Origin of the sequence: Glutamicibacter sp. NPDC090743 (assembly GCF_044769125.1) — a bacterium.
Taxonomy (GTDB): domain Bacteria; phylum Actinomycetota; class Actinomycetes; order Actinomycetales; family Micrococcaceae; genus Glutamicibacter.
In genome coordinates this window covers 147,979-163,697 of record NZ_JBIVXE010000001.1, presented here as the reverse complement: position 1 = coordinate 163,697, position 15,719 = coordinate 147,979, and the positions used below count along the sequence as shown (strand labels likewise).

Here is a 15,719-nt window from a genome sequence, read left to right as displayed (position 1 = left end):
CGATCTGTAATAGTTCGGCAAGCTCACAGAAATCGTTAGCTTAAATATCAGCTGAAGAAGCCTAGATTTTCCTCAATAGCATCCTGCGCACCGAGTGATCCGCCGCCTTGCGCAGTACTAATTGCGCCCGCCCGCGCGTAGGCAAGACGTTTTCCCTGAGGTTCGGCTCGTTAATGCGCTTCCAGATACCGTGAGCAGTTTCCCGTGCCTCGACATCAGTGAGCTGGGCATAGCGGTGGAAGTAGCTGGCAGGGTCGGAGAAGGCACCGGAGCGCAGACGCATGAACCGCTTGATGTACCACTCTTCGATATCCGCGGTACGCGCATCCACATAGACGGAGAAGTCGAAGAAGTCGCTCAGGGCCAGGCCCACGGTTCCATCGGAACGGGTTCGAGCAGGCTGCAATACGTTCAGTCCCTCGACAATCAATACCTGCGGTGAGCGGATTACATTGCGCTCCCCCGGGATGATGTCGTAGGTCAGGTGCGAGTAGACCGGAGCACTTACTTCTGGGGCACCAGACTTTACCGCCGAGACAAAGCGCAGCAGCGCCCGCCGGTCATAGGATTCGGGGAACCCCTTGCGGTGCATGATCCCGCGGCGCTCAAGCTCGGCATTCGGGTACAAGAAGCCATCAGTGGTTATGAGCTGGACATCAGGCGTATGCGGCCAGCGGCGCAGCATTTCCTGCAGAACACGGGCAGTTGTGGACTTTCCCACGGCAACCGAGCCGGCGACGCCGATGACAAAAGGTGTGCGGCTGGTCTGCTCGCCCAAGAAGGTAGTGGTTGCCTGATGCGTCGCGCCGGCACCCTCAACATAAAGCGACAGCAGGCGGCTCAGTGGCAGGTAGACGTCCCGGACCTCTTGCAAGTCCAGCTGGTCGCCGAGGCCGCGTAGCCGCTCAATGTCCGAATAATTCAGCGGCTGTTCCATTTGATTGGACAGGCGCGCCCATGTCTCGCGCTCCAGTTCAACGAAAGGCGAGATAGGCGTTTCAAGTGTTCCGTGTGGTTCCACGAGGGTAAATTCTGCCAAGAATATGCTCCACATCCCAATTAACAACATCAACAAGGCAATTGGATTAGTCAAAAAACGGCCGACTGGTGATCTAAGACATAGGTAATTTTGAGTGCTCCGACACGATTATTCCCATCGATGGGCATTGAACCGGTAGGATTTTTCCCATGTGCGGAATTGTTGGATATGCAGGAACCTCGAGCCAGGTCGCCGATCATGGCGCCCTCGACGTTCTAATTGAAGGTTTGCGTCGGTTGGAATACCGCGGCTACGACTCGGCTGGTGTCGCTGTTGTTGCCGATGGCGCAATTCATTCTCGTAAGAAGGCCGGCAAGCTGGTCAATCTGGAAAATGAAATTGCCGAGTCCCCATTGCCTAAGTCGATGACCGGCATTGGGCATACCCGTTGGGCAACCCACGGTGGTCCGAGCGATCAGAACGCTCACCCACACCTGGCCGATGGTGGCAAGCTTGCCATGATCCACAACGGAATTATTGAAAACTTCGCCGGCATCAAGGCCGGCTTGGCAGCCGAGGGCGTTGAATTCCTCTCGGATACCGATACCGAGGTTGCCGCAGCTCTGCTGGGCAAGCTCTACAGCTCCGAGGCCGAAGGCGATTTGACCCGCGCCATGCAGCTTGCTGTTCAGCAGCTCGAAGGTGCTTTCACCCTCTTGGCAGTTCACCAGGACCACCCAGGTGTTGTCGTTGCGGCTCGCCGCAACTCCCCTCTGGTTCTCGGTCTGGGCGATGGCGAAAACTTCCTGGGTTCGGATGTCTCCGGCTTCATCGACTTCACCCGTCGTGCCGTAGAACTGGGCCAGGACCAGATCGTAACCATCACCCCGGATAACCATTCCATCACCGACTTCGACGGCAACCCGGCCGAAGGCAAGGAATTCACCGTTGACTGGGATGCAGCCAGCGCTGAAAAGGGCGGCTTCCCATCCTTCATGGAGAAGGAAATCTTCGACCAGCCTGCAGCTGTTGCCGACACCCTGCTGGGCCGCTCGGACGCTGATGGCCGACTGACCCTGGACGAACTGCGTATCGCTCCAGAGGAACTGGCCGAAATCTCCAAGATTGTTGTTCTTGCTTGCGGCACCTCGGCATATGCCGGCTCCGTGGCCAAGTACGCTATCGAGTCCTGGTGCCGTATCCCGGTAGAAGTTGAGCTCTCCCACGAGTTCCGCTACCGCGAGCCAATCGTGGACGAGAAGACCCTGATCGTTTCGATCTCCCAGTCCGGCGAAACCATGGACACCTTGATGGCTGTGCGTTACGCCAAGGAGCAGGGCGCCAAGACCATGTCGATCTGCAACACCAACGGATCGACCATCCCACGCGAATCGGATGCGGTGCTGTACACCCACGCTGGTCCGGAAATTGCTGTGGCTTCCACCAAGGCATTCCTGGCACAGATCACCGCAACCTACCTGCTGGGCCTGTACCTGGCGCAGCTGCGCGGCAACCTGTTCCAGGGCCAGATCAAGGACATCCTTGCCGACCTGGGCAAGATCCCTTCCAAGATCCAGGACGTCCTGGACCGCGCGGAAGAGATCAAGGATCTGGCACGCAACATGTCAGATGCCAACTCCGTGCTGTTCCTGGGCCGCCACGTAGGCTACCCGGTAGCAATGGAAGGCGCCTTGAAGCTCAAGGAAATCGCCTACATCCATGCTGAAGGCTTCGCCGCTGGCGAGCTGAAGCACGGACCTATCGCCCTGATCGACGATGGCCAGCCAGTGTTCGTCGTAGTTCCTTCCCCTCGTGGTCGCGACTCGCTGCACTCCAAGGTTGTCTCCAATATCCAGGAAGTGCGCGCCCGTGGCGCTAAGACCCTGGTTATTGCCGAAGATGGCGATGCTGCGGTCAAGGACTTCTCCGAGTGGGTCTTCTACGTGCCAGAAACCCCAACCCTGCTGATGCCTCTGCTGGCCACCGTGCCACTGCAGATCTTCGCTTGCGAACTGGCATCCGCCAAGGGCTTCGATGTCGACCAGCCACGCAACTTGGCCAAGTCGGTGACCGTGGAGTAATCCACCGAGCACCAGAATTGCGGGCATTCCCTTTCCGAGAATGCCCGCAATTTTTATGCCCTGCAAGCACTGGATAAACTGATAGGCATGATTGCAGGAATTGGAGTGGACATCGTTGATGTGCCGCGTTTTGGCCGCCAGCTCGAGAAGACTCCACGCTTGCGTGAACGGCTCTTCACCGAAGAAGAGCGGGGCCTGCCCCTGCGATCCCTGGCGGCCCGCTTCGCGGCCAAGGAAGCCATCGCCAAGGCGCTGGGAGCTCCTGCGGGCATGAACTGGCAGGACTGCACTATCCGCAAAGATGAAGCCGGTGATCCCCAGGTTCACAACACTGGTTCAGTGGCCGCTGCCAGCGAGCTGCGTGGCATCAAATCATGGCATCTGACCATGTCCCACGATGGAGATATGGCTATCGCAATGGTGGTTGCAGAACGCTAGGCACCAACGCCACGACGAAAGAATAACGACACGCATCTCATTAAATAGGGCATCGCACAGGTGCCTTGAGTATTGTTTGTCTTATGATTCCTGTCTACAGTGTTGCGCAAATTCGTGCGGTTGAAGCCCAGGAGAACTCCAAGCGGGGCGAGACCAGCTTAATGAAGCAAGCAGCCGCCCATTTGGCTTCAACGGCAGTCGCCATGCTGATCGAGAATTCCAGCGCCGATCCGGCTTTCGTGGTGGCGCTTATCGGCCCGGGCAACAACGGTGGAGATGGCTTGTATGCACTGGCAGAGCTCCAACTGCAGAAGATTTCCACTCTGGCTCTGCAGTGCCACGAACAGATCCATGCCGAAGGTGCTGCAGCATATCAAGCTGCCGGCGGTACCGTGCTGGACCTCTCCGACGGTCAAGGCGAATTAGCTAATGCCTCGCTCATTATTGACGCCATCTACGGCCTTGGATACCGTGCCGGCTCTGATTTGCCGAAGCTTCCTGCTGGCGCACGGGTGTTGGCCTGCGATATTCCTTCAGGCCTGGATCCTGAAACGGGCGTTGCGCAGGACTCTGTTCTTCGCGCAGAACGCACGGTAACTTTCGGTGCCATGAAATCCGGTCTTCTGTCTGTAGACGGACCGCTGGTTACCGGTGACATTACCGTGGCAGATCTCGAATTCGACTTTTCTTCCGTCCAAGCTGGAACGCAGCTTGTGGACGAGGTGGCCACTCGCGAGCTGCTGGACCAGCACCGCTCTTGGCGGGATGCCGGACGGCACAAGTACCAGCGTGGAGTCCTGGGACTCATCGCCGGTTCCGGCCTTTATCCCGGAGCTGCTCAGCTGACCGCCAAGGCCGCTGTAGCCTGCGGCGTCGGATTGCTTCGCACCCACGTGCCAGAATCCATTCAGCCGCTCATGGCCGTCGCCGTGCCGGAGTCCGTGCCACTGGATGATGAGCAGATCAAGGAAGCGCTGTCTTCCTCCCGCCGTCAGATTCACGGCAAGGGCGCCAAGATCAAGGCTTGGGCCATTGGCCCGGGCTTGGATGGACGCACTCCCCCGACTGGCGCCATCGCTGATGTCTTTGCCAGCCCGCAGCCGGCCGTCATTGACGCGTCCGGATTGGAAGTCGTTCCTGCCGGCCCAAGCGAGCAGCCTCGCGTGCTGACGCCTCATGCCAAGGAACTGCGCATGCTGCTCAGCCGCGCTGGAGTGAAGATCACTCCCGATGAGATTTCCCAGGACCCGATTCGCTGGACCCGGTGGGCCGCCCTGGCATACAACGCCGTGGTCCTGCTCAAGGGACCAACCAGCTACATTGTGGCCCCCAATGGCGACAGCCTGATGGTGAGCCACTCGGCACCAGAATTGGCCACTGCAGGCAGCGGCGATGTCCTGACCGGCATCCTGGGCTACATGCTCTCCGACAGCTCGCTCACGGGCACCGAAGGCCTGCGAACCGTGCCTAACCGCCGCATGATGGAACTGACCGCGTGTGCCGCTTACATTCATGGCCACCTGGGCCGGGTGACCGCTTCAGAGGGAACTGTCAATGCTTCGCGCCTGATCGAGAACCTGCCTAAGGTCATGAAGCAGTTCGGCTTCTAGGCTCTGGGTCCCTCTAGAGGCCGCCAGAAACTTTGAGAACGCTGCCGGTGGTGTAGGCGGCTTCGCTAGACAATAGCCAAGCCACCGCACCGGCTACTTCTGTCGGCTTGCCTGCGCGTCCCATCGGGATCGTCTCGGCGATTTGCGCAGGGCGCTGTGGATCCTCATGGAATTCAGTCCAAAGCGTTCCCGGGCTAACCGCATTCACTCGGATGCCGTCCTTAGCCAGTTCCTTGGACAGTCCCACTGTCAAGGCTTCTACTCCGGCCTTGGCTGCAGCGTAATGCACGTACGTAAAGGGGCTTCCGGATTCAGCCGCCACCGATGAAATGTTCACGATTGCACCACCGCCATGTGACCGGAGCAGGGGCAGCGCATATTTAATGCAGGTAATTGGGCCCAGAAGGTTCACGTTCAGATCCGCGGCGATATCGGTCAACTCGTTGTCTGCCAGATTTCCGATGGCCGTCGCTGATCCCGCGTTGTTTACCAGTCCTTCAAGTTCACCAATGTCCTTCACTCGGGCGAAGAACCTTGCCACTGATTCTTCATTGGCGCAGTCGATCTGCAGGACATGGCAAATAGCGCCGAGCTCACGGACTTTATCTGCCACTGCCTGCGCCGATTTCTCATCCTGCCTGTAGCCGATGATCAAGTTGCGGTCGGTGGCTAGACGCACCGCAATCGCGGCTCCTAAGCCACGACCACCGCCGGTGACCACAGTGTATGCCATGAGGCTCGCTCTCTCTTGCAGTTGCGGTCGCGTACCGCAGCTAGCTTCAGGAAGCCTGTACCGGAATCGAGGTAGTTGCCAGAGCCATGTTGCCCAGCTCGAAGTATTCACCCGGACCGGTAACAGTCCAGCCCTGATTCCGCCATTCAGGGCGGTCCAGGACGTTGCGCCCGTCAATCAGCTGCTTGTTGGCCACTACATCCGCCAGATCCGACGGATTCAGTTCGCGGAATTCATTCCATTCGGTCAGCACCAAGGTCAGGTCCGCATCCTTCGCCGCTTCCTTGAAGGAATCAACGTAGTTCAAGCGCGGGAAACGGCCGGCAGCGTTGGCGTTGCCTTCTGGGTCGTAGACCGAGACTTCAGCGCCCTCGTTGTACAGGCGGACGGCGATATCCAGTGCTGGCGAGTCCCGCACATCATCGCTGTTCGGCTTGAAAGTCACGCCGAGTACGCAGACATGCTTGCCTGCCAGCTCATTGCCCAGCATGTGCGAGGCCAGCGAGACCACGCGGTCACGGCGTCGCAAATTGATCTGGTCGACTTCAGCCAAGAAGCCCATGGTCTGGCTCAGGCCAAGTTCGCTGACGCGTGCTTGGAGGGCTCGAATGTCCTTGGGCAGGCAACCGCCACCGAAGCCCACTCCAGCGTTCAGGAAACGGCGTCCAATGCGCTTATCGTGGCCAATGGCGTCGGCAAGGACCTTGATGTCGCCGCCTACGGTTTCAGTCACCTCCGCAAAGGCGTTGATGAAAGAAATCTTGGTAGCCAGGAAGGCGTTGGCTGCAACCTTGACCAGTTCTGCAGTCTCCAGGTCCGTGGCGATCTCCGGAGTATCCAAGGCAAGGATCGGTGCATAGACTTTGCGCAGCAGTTCCAGTCCGCGTTTATGCTCCAGGCCGTAGACGAGGCGATCGGGGCGCAGGGTATCCTGGACGGCGAAGCCTTCGCGAAGGAACTCCGGATTCCATGCCAGCGCGATGCTGCTTCCGTTCTTGGCGTCCTGGGCAATTTTCTCGCTCAGCCGGCGTGCGGTGCCCACCGGCACGGTGGACTTGCCGACAATCAGCGCTTCGCCGGTGATGTGCTCCAGCAGCGAATCCACTGCACCGTCTACGTAGGACATGTCTGCTGATTGCGAGTCGGCGCGCTGCGGGGTGCCCACGGTGATGAAGTGGATATCCGCGCCGGCAGCGACTTCTGCGTAGCTGTCGGTGAAGCGCAGGCGTCCGGAGGCCACATGCTTGCGCAGCAGTTCTGGCAGGCCTGGCTCGTGGAAGGGCAGAACGCCAGCGGCCAGTGCTTCCAGCTTGGCTTTGTCTACGTCCAGTCCAATGACTTCATAGCCCAGTTCAGCCATGCAGGCGGCATGGGTTGCACCGAGGTAGCCGGTGCCGATCACGCTGATGCGTAAAGTCACGAAAGTCCTTCTCTCCGAGAACGCGAACCGATATCAGTTTCTATTAGTTAGCATGCCACACCCCCGCAGCCTGTTCCGGCGTGGAACGCGCTGCGGGGGTGTGAGTTTTCTTGATATTTACGTGTTGGTTGCTGGGAAGCTACTGGGCCTAGAGGGCCAGATGCTCCTTGACCGATCCTGCCAGAGCTTCGGCTTCGGCCTGGGCCTGCTCGTGGGTAGCCGCCTCGACCATGACGCGAACTACTGGCTCGGTCCCCGACGGACGCAGCAGCACACGGCCGGTGGTGCCCAAGCGTGCCTCAGCAGCGGCAATTGCCCGCTGCAGCGGTTCGCATTCTGGAACGCTGGCCTTGTCTACGCCGCGTACGTTGATCAGCACCTGTGGCAGGACGGTCAGCACGGCAGCAAGTTCCTTCAGGGTCTTGCCGGTAGCCTTCACGCGGGCCGCAATCATCAGGCCGGTCAGCACGCCGTCGCCGGTGGTGGCGTGCTTGGAGAAGATCACGTGGCCGGATTGCTCGCCACCCAGGGAGTAATCGCCTTCGCGCATGCCTTCGAGCACGTAGCGGTCACCCACGCCGGTCTGCTTAACAGTGATGCCTGCTGCTTCCATGGCCAGGGTCAGGCCGAGGTTGCTCATCACGGTGGCAACCAGGGTGTTGTCCTTGAGTTCGCCGCGGTCCTTCATGTCCAGTGCCATCACGGCCATGATCTGGTCACCGTCGACGACGGTGCCTTCATGGTCTACTGCAAGACAGCGGTCAGCGTCGCCGTCGTGCGCGATGCCCAGGTCCGCGCCGTGCTCCAGCACAGCGGCCTGCAGCTTCTCCAGGTGGGTGGAGCCGTAGCCATCATTGATGTTGATGCCGTCTGGATCTGCGCCAATCACGACGATCTCGGCGCCGGCAGCCTTGAACACCTCTGGGGAGCAGCCCGAAGCAGCGCCGTGGGCGCAGTCCAGAACTACCTTCATGCCATCCAGCCGGTTGGGCAGTGCCTGCAGCAGATGCATGATGTAGCGGTCCTCAGCGTCGGCGAAACGCGAGACCCGACCTACCTCACCACCGGTTGGGCGTGGCTTTGGCATCTTCAAGCAGGCTTCGATGGCATCTTCCAGCGCATCGTCCAGCTTCTTGCCGCCACGGGCCAAGAACTTAATACCGTTATCCGGAGCCGCGTTGTGCGAGGCGGAGATCATGACACCGAAATCGGCGTTCAGGTCCCCTACCAGGAATGCCGCCGCAGGAGTCGGCAGCGTGCCGGCATCCATGACGTCTACGCCGGAGGCGGCCAGGCCGGCCTCAATTGCGGCAGACAGGAAGTCACCACTGATGCGCGGGTCCTTGGCAACCACAGCGACCGGCTTGTAGCCGTCCTCTGGCTGGCTCAAGCCCAGCACCACCGATGCCGCCTGCGCCAGTTCCAGCGCGAGCTCGGGAGTTAACAGTTCGTTTGCTTTTCCTCGGACCCCATCGGTCCCAAATAACCTTGCCATCGCCTTCAATCATATGCCCTCTGCATTGATTTAAACGGCTTAAGGTCCCGCATTGGCAGTGAGATGAAAAAAGATTAATGGGATCTTGCAGTCTTCTGCGTTAAAAGGCCAAAGGCCCCGGCGTCCTTTGCAGGATGCCAGGGCCTTTGGAAAGACCTTGAAGCAAGGTTTAGCGCTTCGAGAACTGCGAAGCCTTACGTGCCTTCTTCAGACCAGCCTTCTTGCGCTCGATGACGCGTGCGTCACGGGTCAAGTAGCCAGCCTTCTTCAGGGTTGCGCGGTTTGCATCGCGATCGATCTCGTTCAGCGAGCGAGCGATACCCAAACGCAGTGCACCGGCCTGGCCGGAAATGCCGCCACCGTTGATACGAGCGATAACGTCGTAAGCACCCTCAAGACCAAGGATCTTGAAAGGCTCGTTGACGTCCTGCTGGTGCAGCTTGTTAGGGAAGAAGTTCTCCAGGGTGCGACCGTTAACGGTCCACTTGCCGGTGCCTGGTACCAGGCGAACGCGGGCGATAGCCTGCTTGCGACGGCCAACTGCTGCACCTGGAACGGTCAGCGGAGCGCGCTCGGTTTCGGCAACTACAGCCGAAGCAGAGGTCTCGGTGGTGTAAGTCGAAGGGGTCTCGCCTTCGAATTCAGTGGTTTCTTCAGCGTTCTGAGCCACGATAATCTCCTATTAAGTATTTCTTCTCGGGGCCAGGACTACTGAGCGACCTGGGTGATTTCCAGTGCCTTTGGCGACTGAGCAGCGTGTGGGTGCTCGGCGCCGCGGTAGACCTTCAGCTTCGACAGCTGGGCATCGGAAAGCTTGTTCTTAGGCAGCATGCCCTTGATGGCCTTCTCAACAGCCAGTACTGGGTTCTTTTCCAGCAGGTCTGCGTAGTTGATGCTCTTCAGGCCACCTGGGAAACCGGAGTGGCGGTAAGCGCGCTTGTTCAGCAGCTTCTTACCGGTCAGTGCAACCTTGTCTGCATTGATGATGATGACATGGTCGCCCATGTCCATGTGTGCAGCATAGGTTGGCTTGTGCTTGCCGCGCAGCAGGGTTGCGGCCTGGACGGCGAGACGGCCGAGTACTACGTCGGTGGCGTCAATGACAAACCACTGACGAGTCTGGTCAGCCGGCTTTGGGGTGTACGTACGCACAGTAATTGCCTTACGTTGATTCGTTTCTGGTCAAACAGTCGCTTGGCTGAAGGCGGTGAGATCCCCCAGTGACAGGCACTGTCGTGTTGTTCTTGTGTTTAGACCAGTACGCCAGGTGAGGACTGATGATAACCGGCCGTCCATATATTGTTCGCACACCCAGCAGACCAGCGACTATGCAACTAAGCCGTCACGCTTGGGCGTGTAGTGTCGAACGTGGACATACACAACTCATAAAAGTTTAGCGGATTAAAGTGTTTCCGGCCAAAAAAGCATGTACGTCGTGAGCAACAACACCCTTAAGATCCCGGGGATTATCGGCTAATCAGCTTTCCATGCAGGCTTCGTCAACCTCAGCTTCGGTTCGCCGTGCGCGGGTCAGGAGTGCTCGTTCTGCCAGTTCTTCAGCCTCTGGGTAGTAGACCTCTTCGAGGACCAGGGCCCGCGGGTGCGAAAGCTTGGTCTTGGAGTCGCGGACCATCTGTTCCAGCCGCTGGGCCAGGAACCCCGGTTGCTCACGCCCGTCCCCCACCATCATCGCGGCACCGATTAGCGCACGGACCATGTTGTGGCAGAAGGCATCGGCCTTCAAATGGGCCAGTACCAAGCCGTCGGCTCCACGGGTGAAGGTGAATTCCTGCAGGGTACGAATGGTCGTGGCATGCGGACGGGGCTTGCAGTAGGTCAAGAAGTCGTGGCGGCCCAGCACGCTTTGCGCCTCGCGATTCATCGCCTCGACATCCAGCTCTTCACGGTGCCACGTCGTCAGGTGCCGGGTCAGTGGATCCCAGCGCTGCTGCCCATCGGCAATCCGGTAGGAGTAGCGGCGGGCCAGCGCGGAGAAGCGGGCATCGAAGCCTTCTGGTGCGCGTTCGGCTTCATGCACCCAAACGGCACCATCTTGACGGCCAAGGATGCCGTTGATGCGGCGTACGAGCGCAGGACCGGGAGCCAAGGGCGCCTTGCGTGGCAGTCCCGCGTATTCTTCCTCGGTCAAATCGAAGTGCACCACCTGGTGGCGGGCATGCACACCTGCATCGGTGCGTCCGGCAACAACCACGCGCACGCGGCGCCGGATCATCATTTCCAGGGCCTCTTCAACCAGCTGCTGCACGCCCAAGACATTGGGCTGGCGAGCCCAACCGCTATAGGCGGCACCGTCGTATCCGAGCACCATGCGCATGCGGATCCATGCTGGTGCTGCAGTGGCCCCCAATGCGGTGGTGCCCATTGGATCGATGCTTTCTGGCTGAGTACTCATGTATTCAATTATGCGTAAGCAGACGCGCAACCGTCGAATCAAGTGCCCGCCTTCACGCCGTTATCCACAGGCGCCAAAACGAGAGCTGCTGCCGGAAGTAGCCGATGTGCATTCCACGGACCTGCCACGCAGGCGGCTGGTTCACCAGCACCATTCTAAGGACTCGCCATGTTCAGGAATGCAGTTAGCTTTATCGCGATATCCGCTGCTGTCCCGCTCTGCTTAAGCGGTTGCAGTTCGGGACAGCTGAGCACAAAGCAATCATGCGCCCTCATTAATGAACTGGCCGTAGAGCATTCCATAGAGGAAAAGTGGGCGCTGGCATATATGGGAATTCTTGCGCAGAATTCACAACCTGCGATTGAGGCTATGGAAACAGCCATCGGCATCTACCGGGAAGTCTCCGAGCAAACTGGCGATAGGCACTTGCGCACTGCATTGCGGTCCGAAATCGAAAACTACCAAGACTTCATTGACCTCATTGCCAATCGCTCCTTTGACGATCCAACGCTCGCGTCAGACGTTGAGGCAGCCGAGGGCGGACTGCAAGATCAATACACCGACTATGTGCGTGAAACGTGCCCAGCTTCCGCTTCTGAACCTGATCGGTCCGCTTCTTAGGAAACCGCTGCTTGCCGATCCGCTCATGTCATACACTGCCTGTAATAACTCCTGATTATAGAATAAACAGGTACTTATCGGTGCCTCACGTGCTGGGCCATCGGATCATCATCGTCTAAGGATCTCAATGTCGAAAAAGTTCGCGGCATCTGCCGCTGCGCTCACCCTTGCATCTGTCATGCTCACTGGTTGCAGTGCAGGCAAACTGTCCACCGAGGAAACCTGCGTTTACATCAACGACCAGGTGGCTGAACGCGGACTGCAGAAGAAGGCGGAGGACTCCAGCGCAGAGCTCTTGGCTGGCGATACATCGGCTTATGCCGAGATCATGAACGAGTTCGATTCCATCCTGGGCGAAGCCGCTGAGAACACGAAGGACAACAAGCTTGCCACGTCCTTGAATGCGGCATCGGAACAGACCAAGAAAATGGCTGGCCTGATGGCTGAGGGCAACAGCAGCAACATGATGGAAATTTCGCAGAAGATCGCCGAACTGGATACGGCTGAGGCTTCCGAGGCTACCGAATACCTGAATACGGCTTGCCCGGACATGGATTCGTTCAGCTAGGCAATTCCAAGATGCGGATGCCCCTGCCCTCCAACTGACGGGCAAGATCACCCGCGTCTTCACGCAAACAGGCATAAAAAAAGATTCCCGTTGGTTCCTTGCGGATCCAACGGGAATCTTTTTCGCCTTTGCAGGCGAGAGAGCATTAGCTCGAAGGGGCTTAGGCCTCTTCGGTCTCAGCAGCCTTCTCGGTAGCCTTGGTGGCTTCCTTGACGACAGCCTGCTTTGGCGAAACTGGCTCCATCACGAGCTCGATAACAGCCATAGGAGCGTTGTCGCCCTTGCGGTTACCGATCTTGGTGATGCGGGTGTAGCCACCCTCGCGGTTTGCCATTGCTGGTGCGATGTTCTCGAACAGTTCGTGAACGATCGACTTGTTGGTGCGCGAACGCGAAGCGATGACGGCCTGGACGCGGCGACGCGAAGCCAGGTCTCCGCGCTTAGCGAAGGTGATCAGGCGCTCTGCGTGTGGACGCAGACGCTTGGCACGGGTCAGGGTGGTGGTGATCTTCTTGTTCTCGAAGAGCTGTGCCGACATGTTAGCGAAAATCAATCGCTCATGTGCTGCACTGCCGCCGAGACGCGGACCCTTGGTAGGGGTAGGCATTGTGGTTCTCCTAGATGAATAACCCGTACTGGACGAATATTTCGTTCAGTCGGATGAAGTAGTGTGTCGCTAGACGCGGGTCTTACAGACCTTCGTCGTATTCGTCGCCATCGTCGATGGCGCTACGAGCGGCCAGATCGAAGCCTGGAGGGGAATCCTTCAGGGCCAGACCCAGTTCAACCAGCTTGGCCTTGACTTCGTCAATGGACTTCGCACCGAAGTTGCGGATGTCCATCAAGTCGGCCTCGGAGCGGGTTACGAGTTCACCCACAGAGTGGATGCCCTCACGCTTCAAGCAGTTGTACGAACGAACGGTGAGTTCCAGATCCTCGATCGGCAGCGCCATGTCAGCAGCCATAGCTGCATCGGTTGGCGATGGACCGATTTCGATACCTTCAGCCTGAGTGTTCAGTTCGCGGAACAAACCGAACAGCTCAACCAGGGTGGTACCTGCGGATGCAACTGCATCGCGCGGGGTGATCGATTCCTTGGTCTCCACGTCAACGATCAAACGATCGAAGTCGGTGCGCTGCTCGACACGGGTTGCTTCCACGCGGAAGGTCACCTTCAACACTGGGGAGTAGATCGAATCAACTGGGATTCGACCGATCTCGCCATCAATGTTCTTGTTCTGAGCGGCAGACACATAGCCACGGCCGCGCTCAATGGTCAGTTCCATGTCGAACTTGCCATTGGCGTTGAGGGTGGCGATGTGCAGATCAGGGTTGTGGAACTCCACACCTGCTGGAGGGGTGATGTCCGCTGCAGTAACGATGCCCGGGCCCTGCTTGCGCAGGTAGGCAACGACTGGCTCGTCGTGCTCGGAAGATACCGACAGGTTCTTGATGTTCAAGACCAGTTCGGTGACATCTTCCTTGACACCGGCTACGGTGGTGAACTCATGCAGTACACCGTCAATTCGAACACTGGTGACAGAAGCACCAGGAATCGAAGAGAGCAGGGTACGGCGGAGCGAGTTACCAAGGGTGTAGCCAAAGCCTGGCTCCAGTGGTTCGATAACGAACCGGGAGCGGTTTTCGGCAACTACTTCTTCGGTCAGGGTTGGGCGCTGCGTAATGAGCACTTACATTTCCTTTCAGCGAGCGTCCGCTATATGACGCCTCACGGGGGTGGAAACGACGGTAGCCTGAGGTGGCCGTTCGTCTTTTTGCAGGCTAATAAGTCCAAGATAGTCACCGGAGCACCCACGAGTGAATGCTTCGGTGACTTCTTAGGCTAAGCCTAGCGAATCAATTAGACGCGGCGACGCTTCGATGGGCGGCAACCGTTGTGAGCGCTTGGGGAAACATCCTGGATGGATCCAACCTCAAGGCCAGCAGCCTGCAGCGAACGGATCGCGGTTTCGCGTCCCGAGCCTGGGCCCTTGACGAAAACGTCAACCTTGCGCATGCCGTGCTCCTGAGCGCGCTTTGCAGCGGACTCAGCAGCCATCTGGGCAGCGTATGGGGTCGACTTGCGCGAACCCTTCATGCCTACCTCGCCGGCCGAAGCCCACGAGATAACAGCGCCAGTCGGATCGGTGATCGATACGATGGTGTTGTTGAAGGTGCTCTTGATATGCGCCTGTCCCTGCGCAATATTCTTTTTGTCCTTGCGACGCGGCTTACGTACCGCTCCACGAGTCTTTGGGGGCATTTCTTCTCCTACGAAAAAAGTATTTGAACTAGATCGCTAAGATTTAGCGAGTCTTCTTCTTACCTGCGACGGTACGCTTCGGGCCCTTACGGGTACGTGCGTTGGTCTTGGTGCGCTGACCGCGGACCGGCAGGCCCTTACGGTGACGAATACCTTCGTAGGATCCGATCTCAACCTTGCGGCGAATGTCAGCCTGAACCTCACGGCGCAGGTCACCTTCAACCTTGTAGGTGCCTTCGACGAAGTCGCGCAGCTGCACGAGCTGGTCATCGGTGAGATCCTTGACGCGAGTGTCCGGGCTGATGCCGGTCGCTGCGATGGTCTCTTCTGCACGGGTCTTGCCCACGCCGTAGATGTAAGTCAGCGCGATAATTACGCGCTTCTCGCGTGGAATGTCCACGCCTGCTAAACGAGCCAAGTGGCTACCTTTCAACGAACGGAGGTCTGGAGCAGTACCTTCCGTGATTGCTCACGGCCCCGGCCTCCGAATCCGGGGGTACACCAGGACTTTCGTCCTAGCTGATACTGCCTAATTGACTACGCGTGGGAATCCCGTAAAAACGGAATTAGCCCTGACGCTGCTTGTGGCGTGGGTTCTCGCAGATCACCATGACCACGCCGTTACGACGGATCACCTTGCACTTGTCGCAGATCGGCTTCACGCTAGGGTTAACCTTCAAGGCTTTGTCCTTTTGCGGTTGCAGTTAAATGTGGAGCAGTAAAAAGCTTTGTCCAAGAACATCATTCAGCGGCCGTAGCACAAGATTGTGCTTCGCACGCTGGGAAAGTCTTGGATTCTGCAGATTTACTTGTAGCGGTAAACGATGCGACCTCGGTTGAGGTCGTATGGGCTCATTTCAACCTGCACTCGGTCCTCTGGGAGGATTCGAATGTAGTGCTGACGCATCTTACCCGAGATAGTGGCGAGCACTACGTGTCCATTCGGCAGCTCCACGCGGAACATCGCGTTCGGCAGTGCTTCCGAGACGGTGCCCTCTACCTGGATGACGCCTTCCTTCTTGCCCATTTTCCCCGCTAACTTTTTTTGTTGGCAATTTCCACCAACAAGTAATTGGTTCTGGTCCTTGATCCCTGTAC

17 protein-coding genes and 1 pseudogene are annotated in these 15,719 nt (G+C 58.3%); 5 read left to right on the top strand and 13 right to left on the bottom strand.

The window, feature by feature from the left end:
* Positions 1-61: 61 nt before the first annotated feature.
* Positions 62-1,021 carry a type I pantothenate kinase gene (gene coaA / locus ACIQTS_RS00850; RefSeq protein WP_105657688.1) on the bottom strand — a complete coding sequence of 320 codons (960 nt, stop codon included), beginning with the start codon at positions 1,019-1,021 and terminating at the stop codon, positions 62-64.
* Positions 1,022-1,188: 167 nt separating this feature from the next.
* On the opposite strand from coaA, the gene glmS reads away from it, so the two are divergent.
* The 3 genes from glmS (at position 1,189) to ACIQTS_RS00835 (ending at position 5,108) form a co-directional block, all read left to right on the top strand.
* Positions 1,189-3,060, top strand: a complete 1,872-nt coding sequence (glmS, locus tag ACIQTS_RS00845; RefSeq protein WP_332487181.1) for a glutamine--fructose-6-phosphate transaminase (isomerizing) — start codon at positions 1,189-1,191, stop codon at positions 3,058-3,060.
* Between the two features lie 87 nt (positions 3,061-3,147).
* Positions 3,148-3,498 (top strand): holo-ACP synthase, encoded by a 351-nt coding sequence (locus ACIQTS_RS00840; RefSeq protein WP_105657637.1) that lies wholly within the window; start codon positions 3,148-3,150, stop codon positions 3,496-3,498.
* 161 nt (positions 3,499-3,659) lie between these two features.
* Positions 3,660-5,108 (top strand): NAD(P)H-hydrate dehydratase, encoded by a 1,449-nt coding sequence (locus ACIQTS_RS00835; protein WP_402470548.1) that lies wholly within the window; start codon positions 3,660-3,662, stop codon positions 5,106-5,108.
* A gap of 13 nt (positions 5,109-5,121) precedes the next feature.
* Here the strand turns inward: ACIQTS_RS00835 and ACIQTS_RS00830 are convergent, their stop codons facing one another.
* From ACIQTS_RS00830 to truA, 6 genes are all read right to left on the bottom strand, one after another.
* Entirely contained in the window at positions 5,122-5,829 is a 708-nt protein-coding gene (locus ACIQTS_RS00830; protein WP_402470545.1) for an SDR family NAD(P)-dependent oxidoreductase, read from the bottom strand.
* A 58-nt stretch (positions 5,830-5,887) separates the two neighbouring features.
* Complete coding sequence (locus tag ACIQTS_RS00825; RefSeq protein ID WP_402470543.1) at positions 5,888-7,261, bottom strand: UDP-glucose dehydrogenase family protein; 1,374 nt, start codon at positions 7,259-7,261, stop codon at positions 5,888-5,890.
* A gap of 148 nt (positions 7,262-7,409) precedes the next feature.
* On the bottom strand, positions 7,410-8,756 hold the full coding sequence (gene glmM, locus ACIQTS_RS00820; protein ID WP_105657641.1) for a phosphoglucosamine mutase: 1,347 nt from the start codon (positions 8,754-8,756) through the stop codon (positions 7,410-7,412).
* A gap of 169 nt (positions 8,757-8,925) precedes the next feature.
* Positions 8,926-9,426, bottom strand: a complete 501-nt coding sequence (rpsI, locus tag ACIQTS_RS00815) for a 30S ribosomal protein S9 (protein ID WP_060702200.1) — start codon at positions 9,424-9,426, stop codon at positions 8,926-8,928.
* A gap of 38 nt (positions 9,427-9,464) precedes the next feature.
* Positions 9,465-9,908, bottom strand: a complete 444-nt coding sequence (gene rplM, locus ACIQTS_RS00810) for a 50S ribosomal protein L13 (RefSeq protein ID WP_105657642.1) — start codon at positions 9,906-9,908, stop codon at positions 9,465-9,467.
* A 325-nt stretch (positions 9,909-10,233) separates the two neighbouring features.
* A complete protein-coding gene (gene truA / locus ACIQTS_RS00805) occupies positions 10,234-11,169 on the bottom strand; it encodes a tRNA pseudouridine(38-40) synthase TruA (RefSeq protein ID WP_286134203.1) in 936 nt (311 codons plus the stop codon).
* Positions 11,170-11,337: 168 nt separating this feature from the next.
* Between truA and ACIQTS_RS00800 the strand changes: the two genes are divergently transcribed.
* Both ACIQTS_RS00800 and ACIQTS_RS00795 read left to right on the top strand, forming a co-directional pair.
* Positions 11,338-11,790 (top strand): hypothetical protein, encoded by a 453-nt coding sequence (locus ACIQTS_RS00800; protein ID WP_400288511.1) that lies wholly within the window; start codon positions 11,338-11,340, stop codon positions 11,788-11,790.
* A gap of 127 nt (positions 11,791-11,917) precedes the next feature.
* A complete protein-coding gene (locus ACIQTS_RS00795) occupies positions 11,918-12,358 on the top strand; it encodes a hypothetical protein (RefSeq protein WP_400288514.1) in 441 nt (146 codons plus the stop codon).
* 166 nt (positions 12,359-12,524) lie between these two features.
* On the opposite strand, the pseudogene rplQ reads toward ACIQTS_RS00795, so the two are convergent.
* From rplQ to infA, 6 genes and pseudogenes are all read right to left on the bottom strand, one after another.
* Positions 12,525-12,965 (bottom strand): annotated as a pseudogene (rplQ, locus tag ACIQTS_RS00790) (50S ribosomal protein L17); the annotation flags it as partial.
* Between the two features lie 82 nt (positions 12,966-13,047).
* Positions 13,048-14,049, bottom strand: coding sequence for a DNA-directed RNA polymerase subunit alpha (locus ACIQTS_RS00785; protein ID WP_105657647.1), 1,002 nt, complete (start codon positions 14,047-14,049; stop codon positions 13,048-13,050).
* A gap of 170 nt (positions 14,050-14,219) precedes the next feature.
* The gene (rpsK, locus tag ACIQTS_RS00780) at positions 14,220-14,621 is read right to left on the bottom strand and encodes a 30S ribosomal protein S11 (protein WP_038992179.1); all 402 of its coding nucleotides are present in this window, start codon (positions 14,619-14,621) and stop codon (positions 14,220-14,222) included.
* Between the two features lie 43 nt (positions 14,622-14,664).
* The gene (gene rpsM, locus ACIQTS_RS00775) at positions 14,665-15,039 is read right to left on the bottom strand and encodes a 30S ribosomal protein S13 (RefSeq protein WP_105657648.1); all 375 of its coding nucleotides are present in this window, start codon (positions 15,037-15,039) and stop codon (positions 14,665-14,667) included.
* A gap of 148 nt (positions 15,040-15,187) precedes the next feature.
* Positions 15,188-15,301, bottom strand: coding sequence for a 50S ribosomal protein L36 (gene rpmJ, locus ACIQTS_RS00770; protein WP_013349661.1), 114 nt, complete (start codon positions 15,299-15,301; stop codon positions 15,188-15,190).
* A gap of 125 nt (positions 15,302-15,426) precedes the next feature.
* Positions 15,427-15,648: a translation initiation factor IF-1 gene (infA, locus tag ACIQTS_RS00765; RefSeq protein WP_013349662.1), complete on the bottom strand. Its 222-nt coding sequence runs from the start codon at positions 15,646-15,648 to the stop codon at positions 15,427-15,429.
* Positions 15,649-15,719 lie beyond the last annotated feature (71 nt).

Bases quoted from the DNA above. Each gene is read 5' to 3' on its own strand.
- ACIQTS_RS00835 (WP_402470548.1), top strand. From the start codon at position 3,660: ATGAAGCAAGCAGCCGCCCATTTGGCTTCAACGGCAGTCGCCATGCTG.
- glmS (WP_332487181.1), top strand. From the start codon at position 1,189: ATGTGCGGAATTGTTGGATATGCAGGAACCTCGAGCCAGGTCGCCGAT.
- ACIQTS_RS00795 (WP_400288514.1), top strand. From the start codon at position 11,918: ATGTCGAAAAAGTTCGCGGCATCTGCCGCTGCGCTCACCCTTGCATCT.
- truA (WP_286134203.1), bottom strand. From the start codon at position 11,169: ATGAGTACTCAGCCAGAAAGCATCGATCCAATGGGCACCACCGCATTG.
- ACIQTS_RS00800 (WP_400288511.1), top strand. From the start codon at position 11,338: ATGTTCAGGAATGCAGTTAGCTTTATCGCGATATCCGCTGCTGTCCCG.
- ACIQTS_RS00840 (WP_105657637.1), top strand. From the start codon at position 3,148: ATGATTGCAGGAATTGGAGTGGACATCGTTGATGTGCCGCGTTTTGGC.
- rpsK (WP_038992179.1), bottom strand. From the start codon at position 14,621: ATGCCCCCAAAGACTCGTGGAGCGGTACGTAAGCCGCGTCGCAAGGAC.
- glmM (WP_105657641.1), bottom strand. From the start codon at position 8,756: ATGGCAAGGTTATTTGGGACCGATGGGGTCCGAGGAAAAGCAAACGAA.
- infA (WP_013349662.1), bottom strand. From the start codon at position 15,648: ATGGGCAAGAAGGAAGGCGTCATCCAGGTAGAGGGCACCGTCTCGGAA.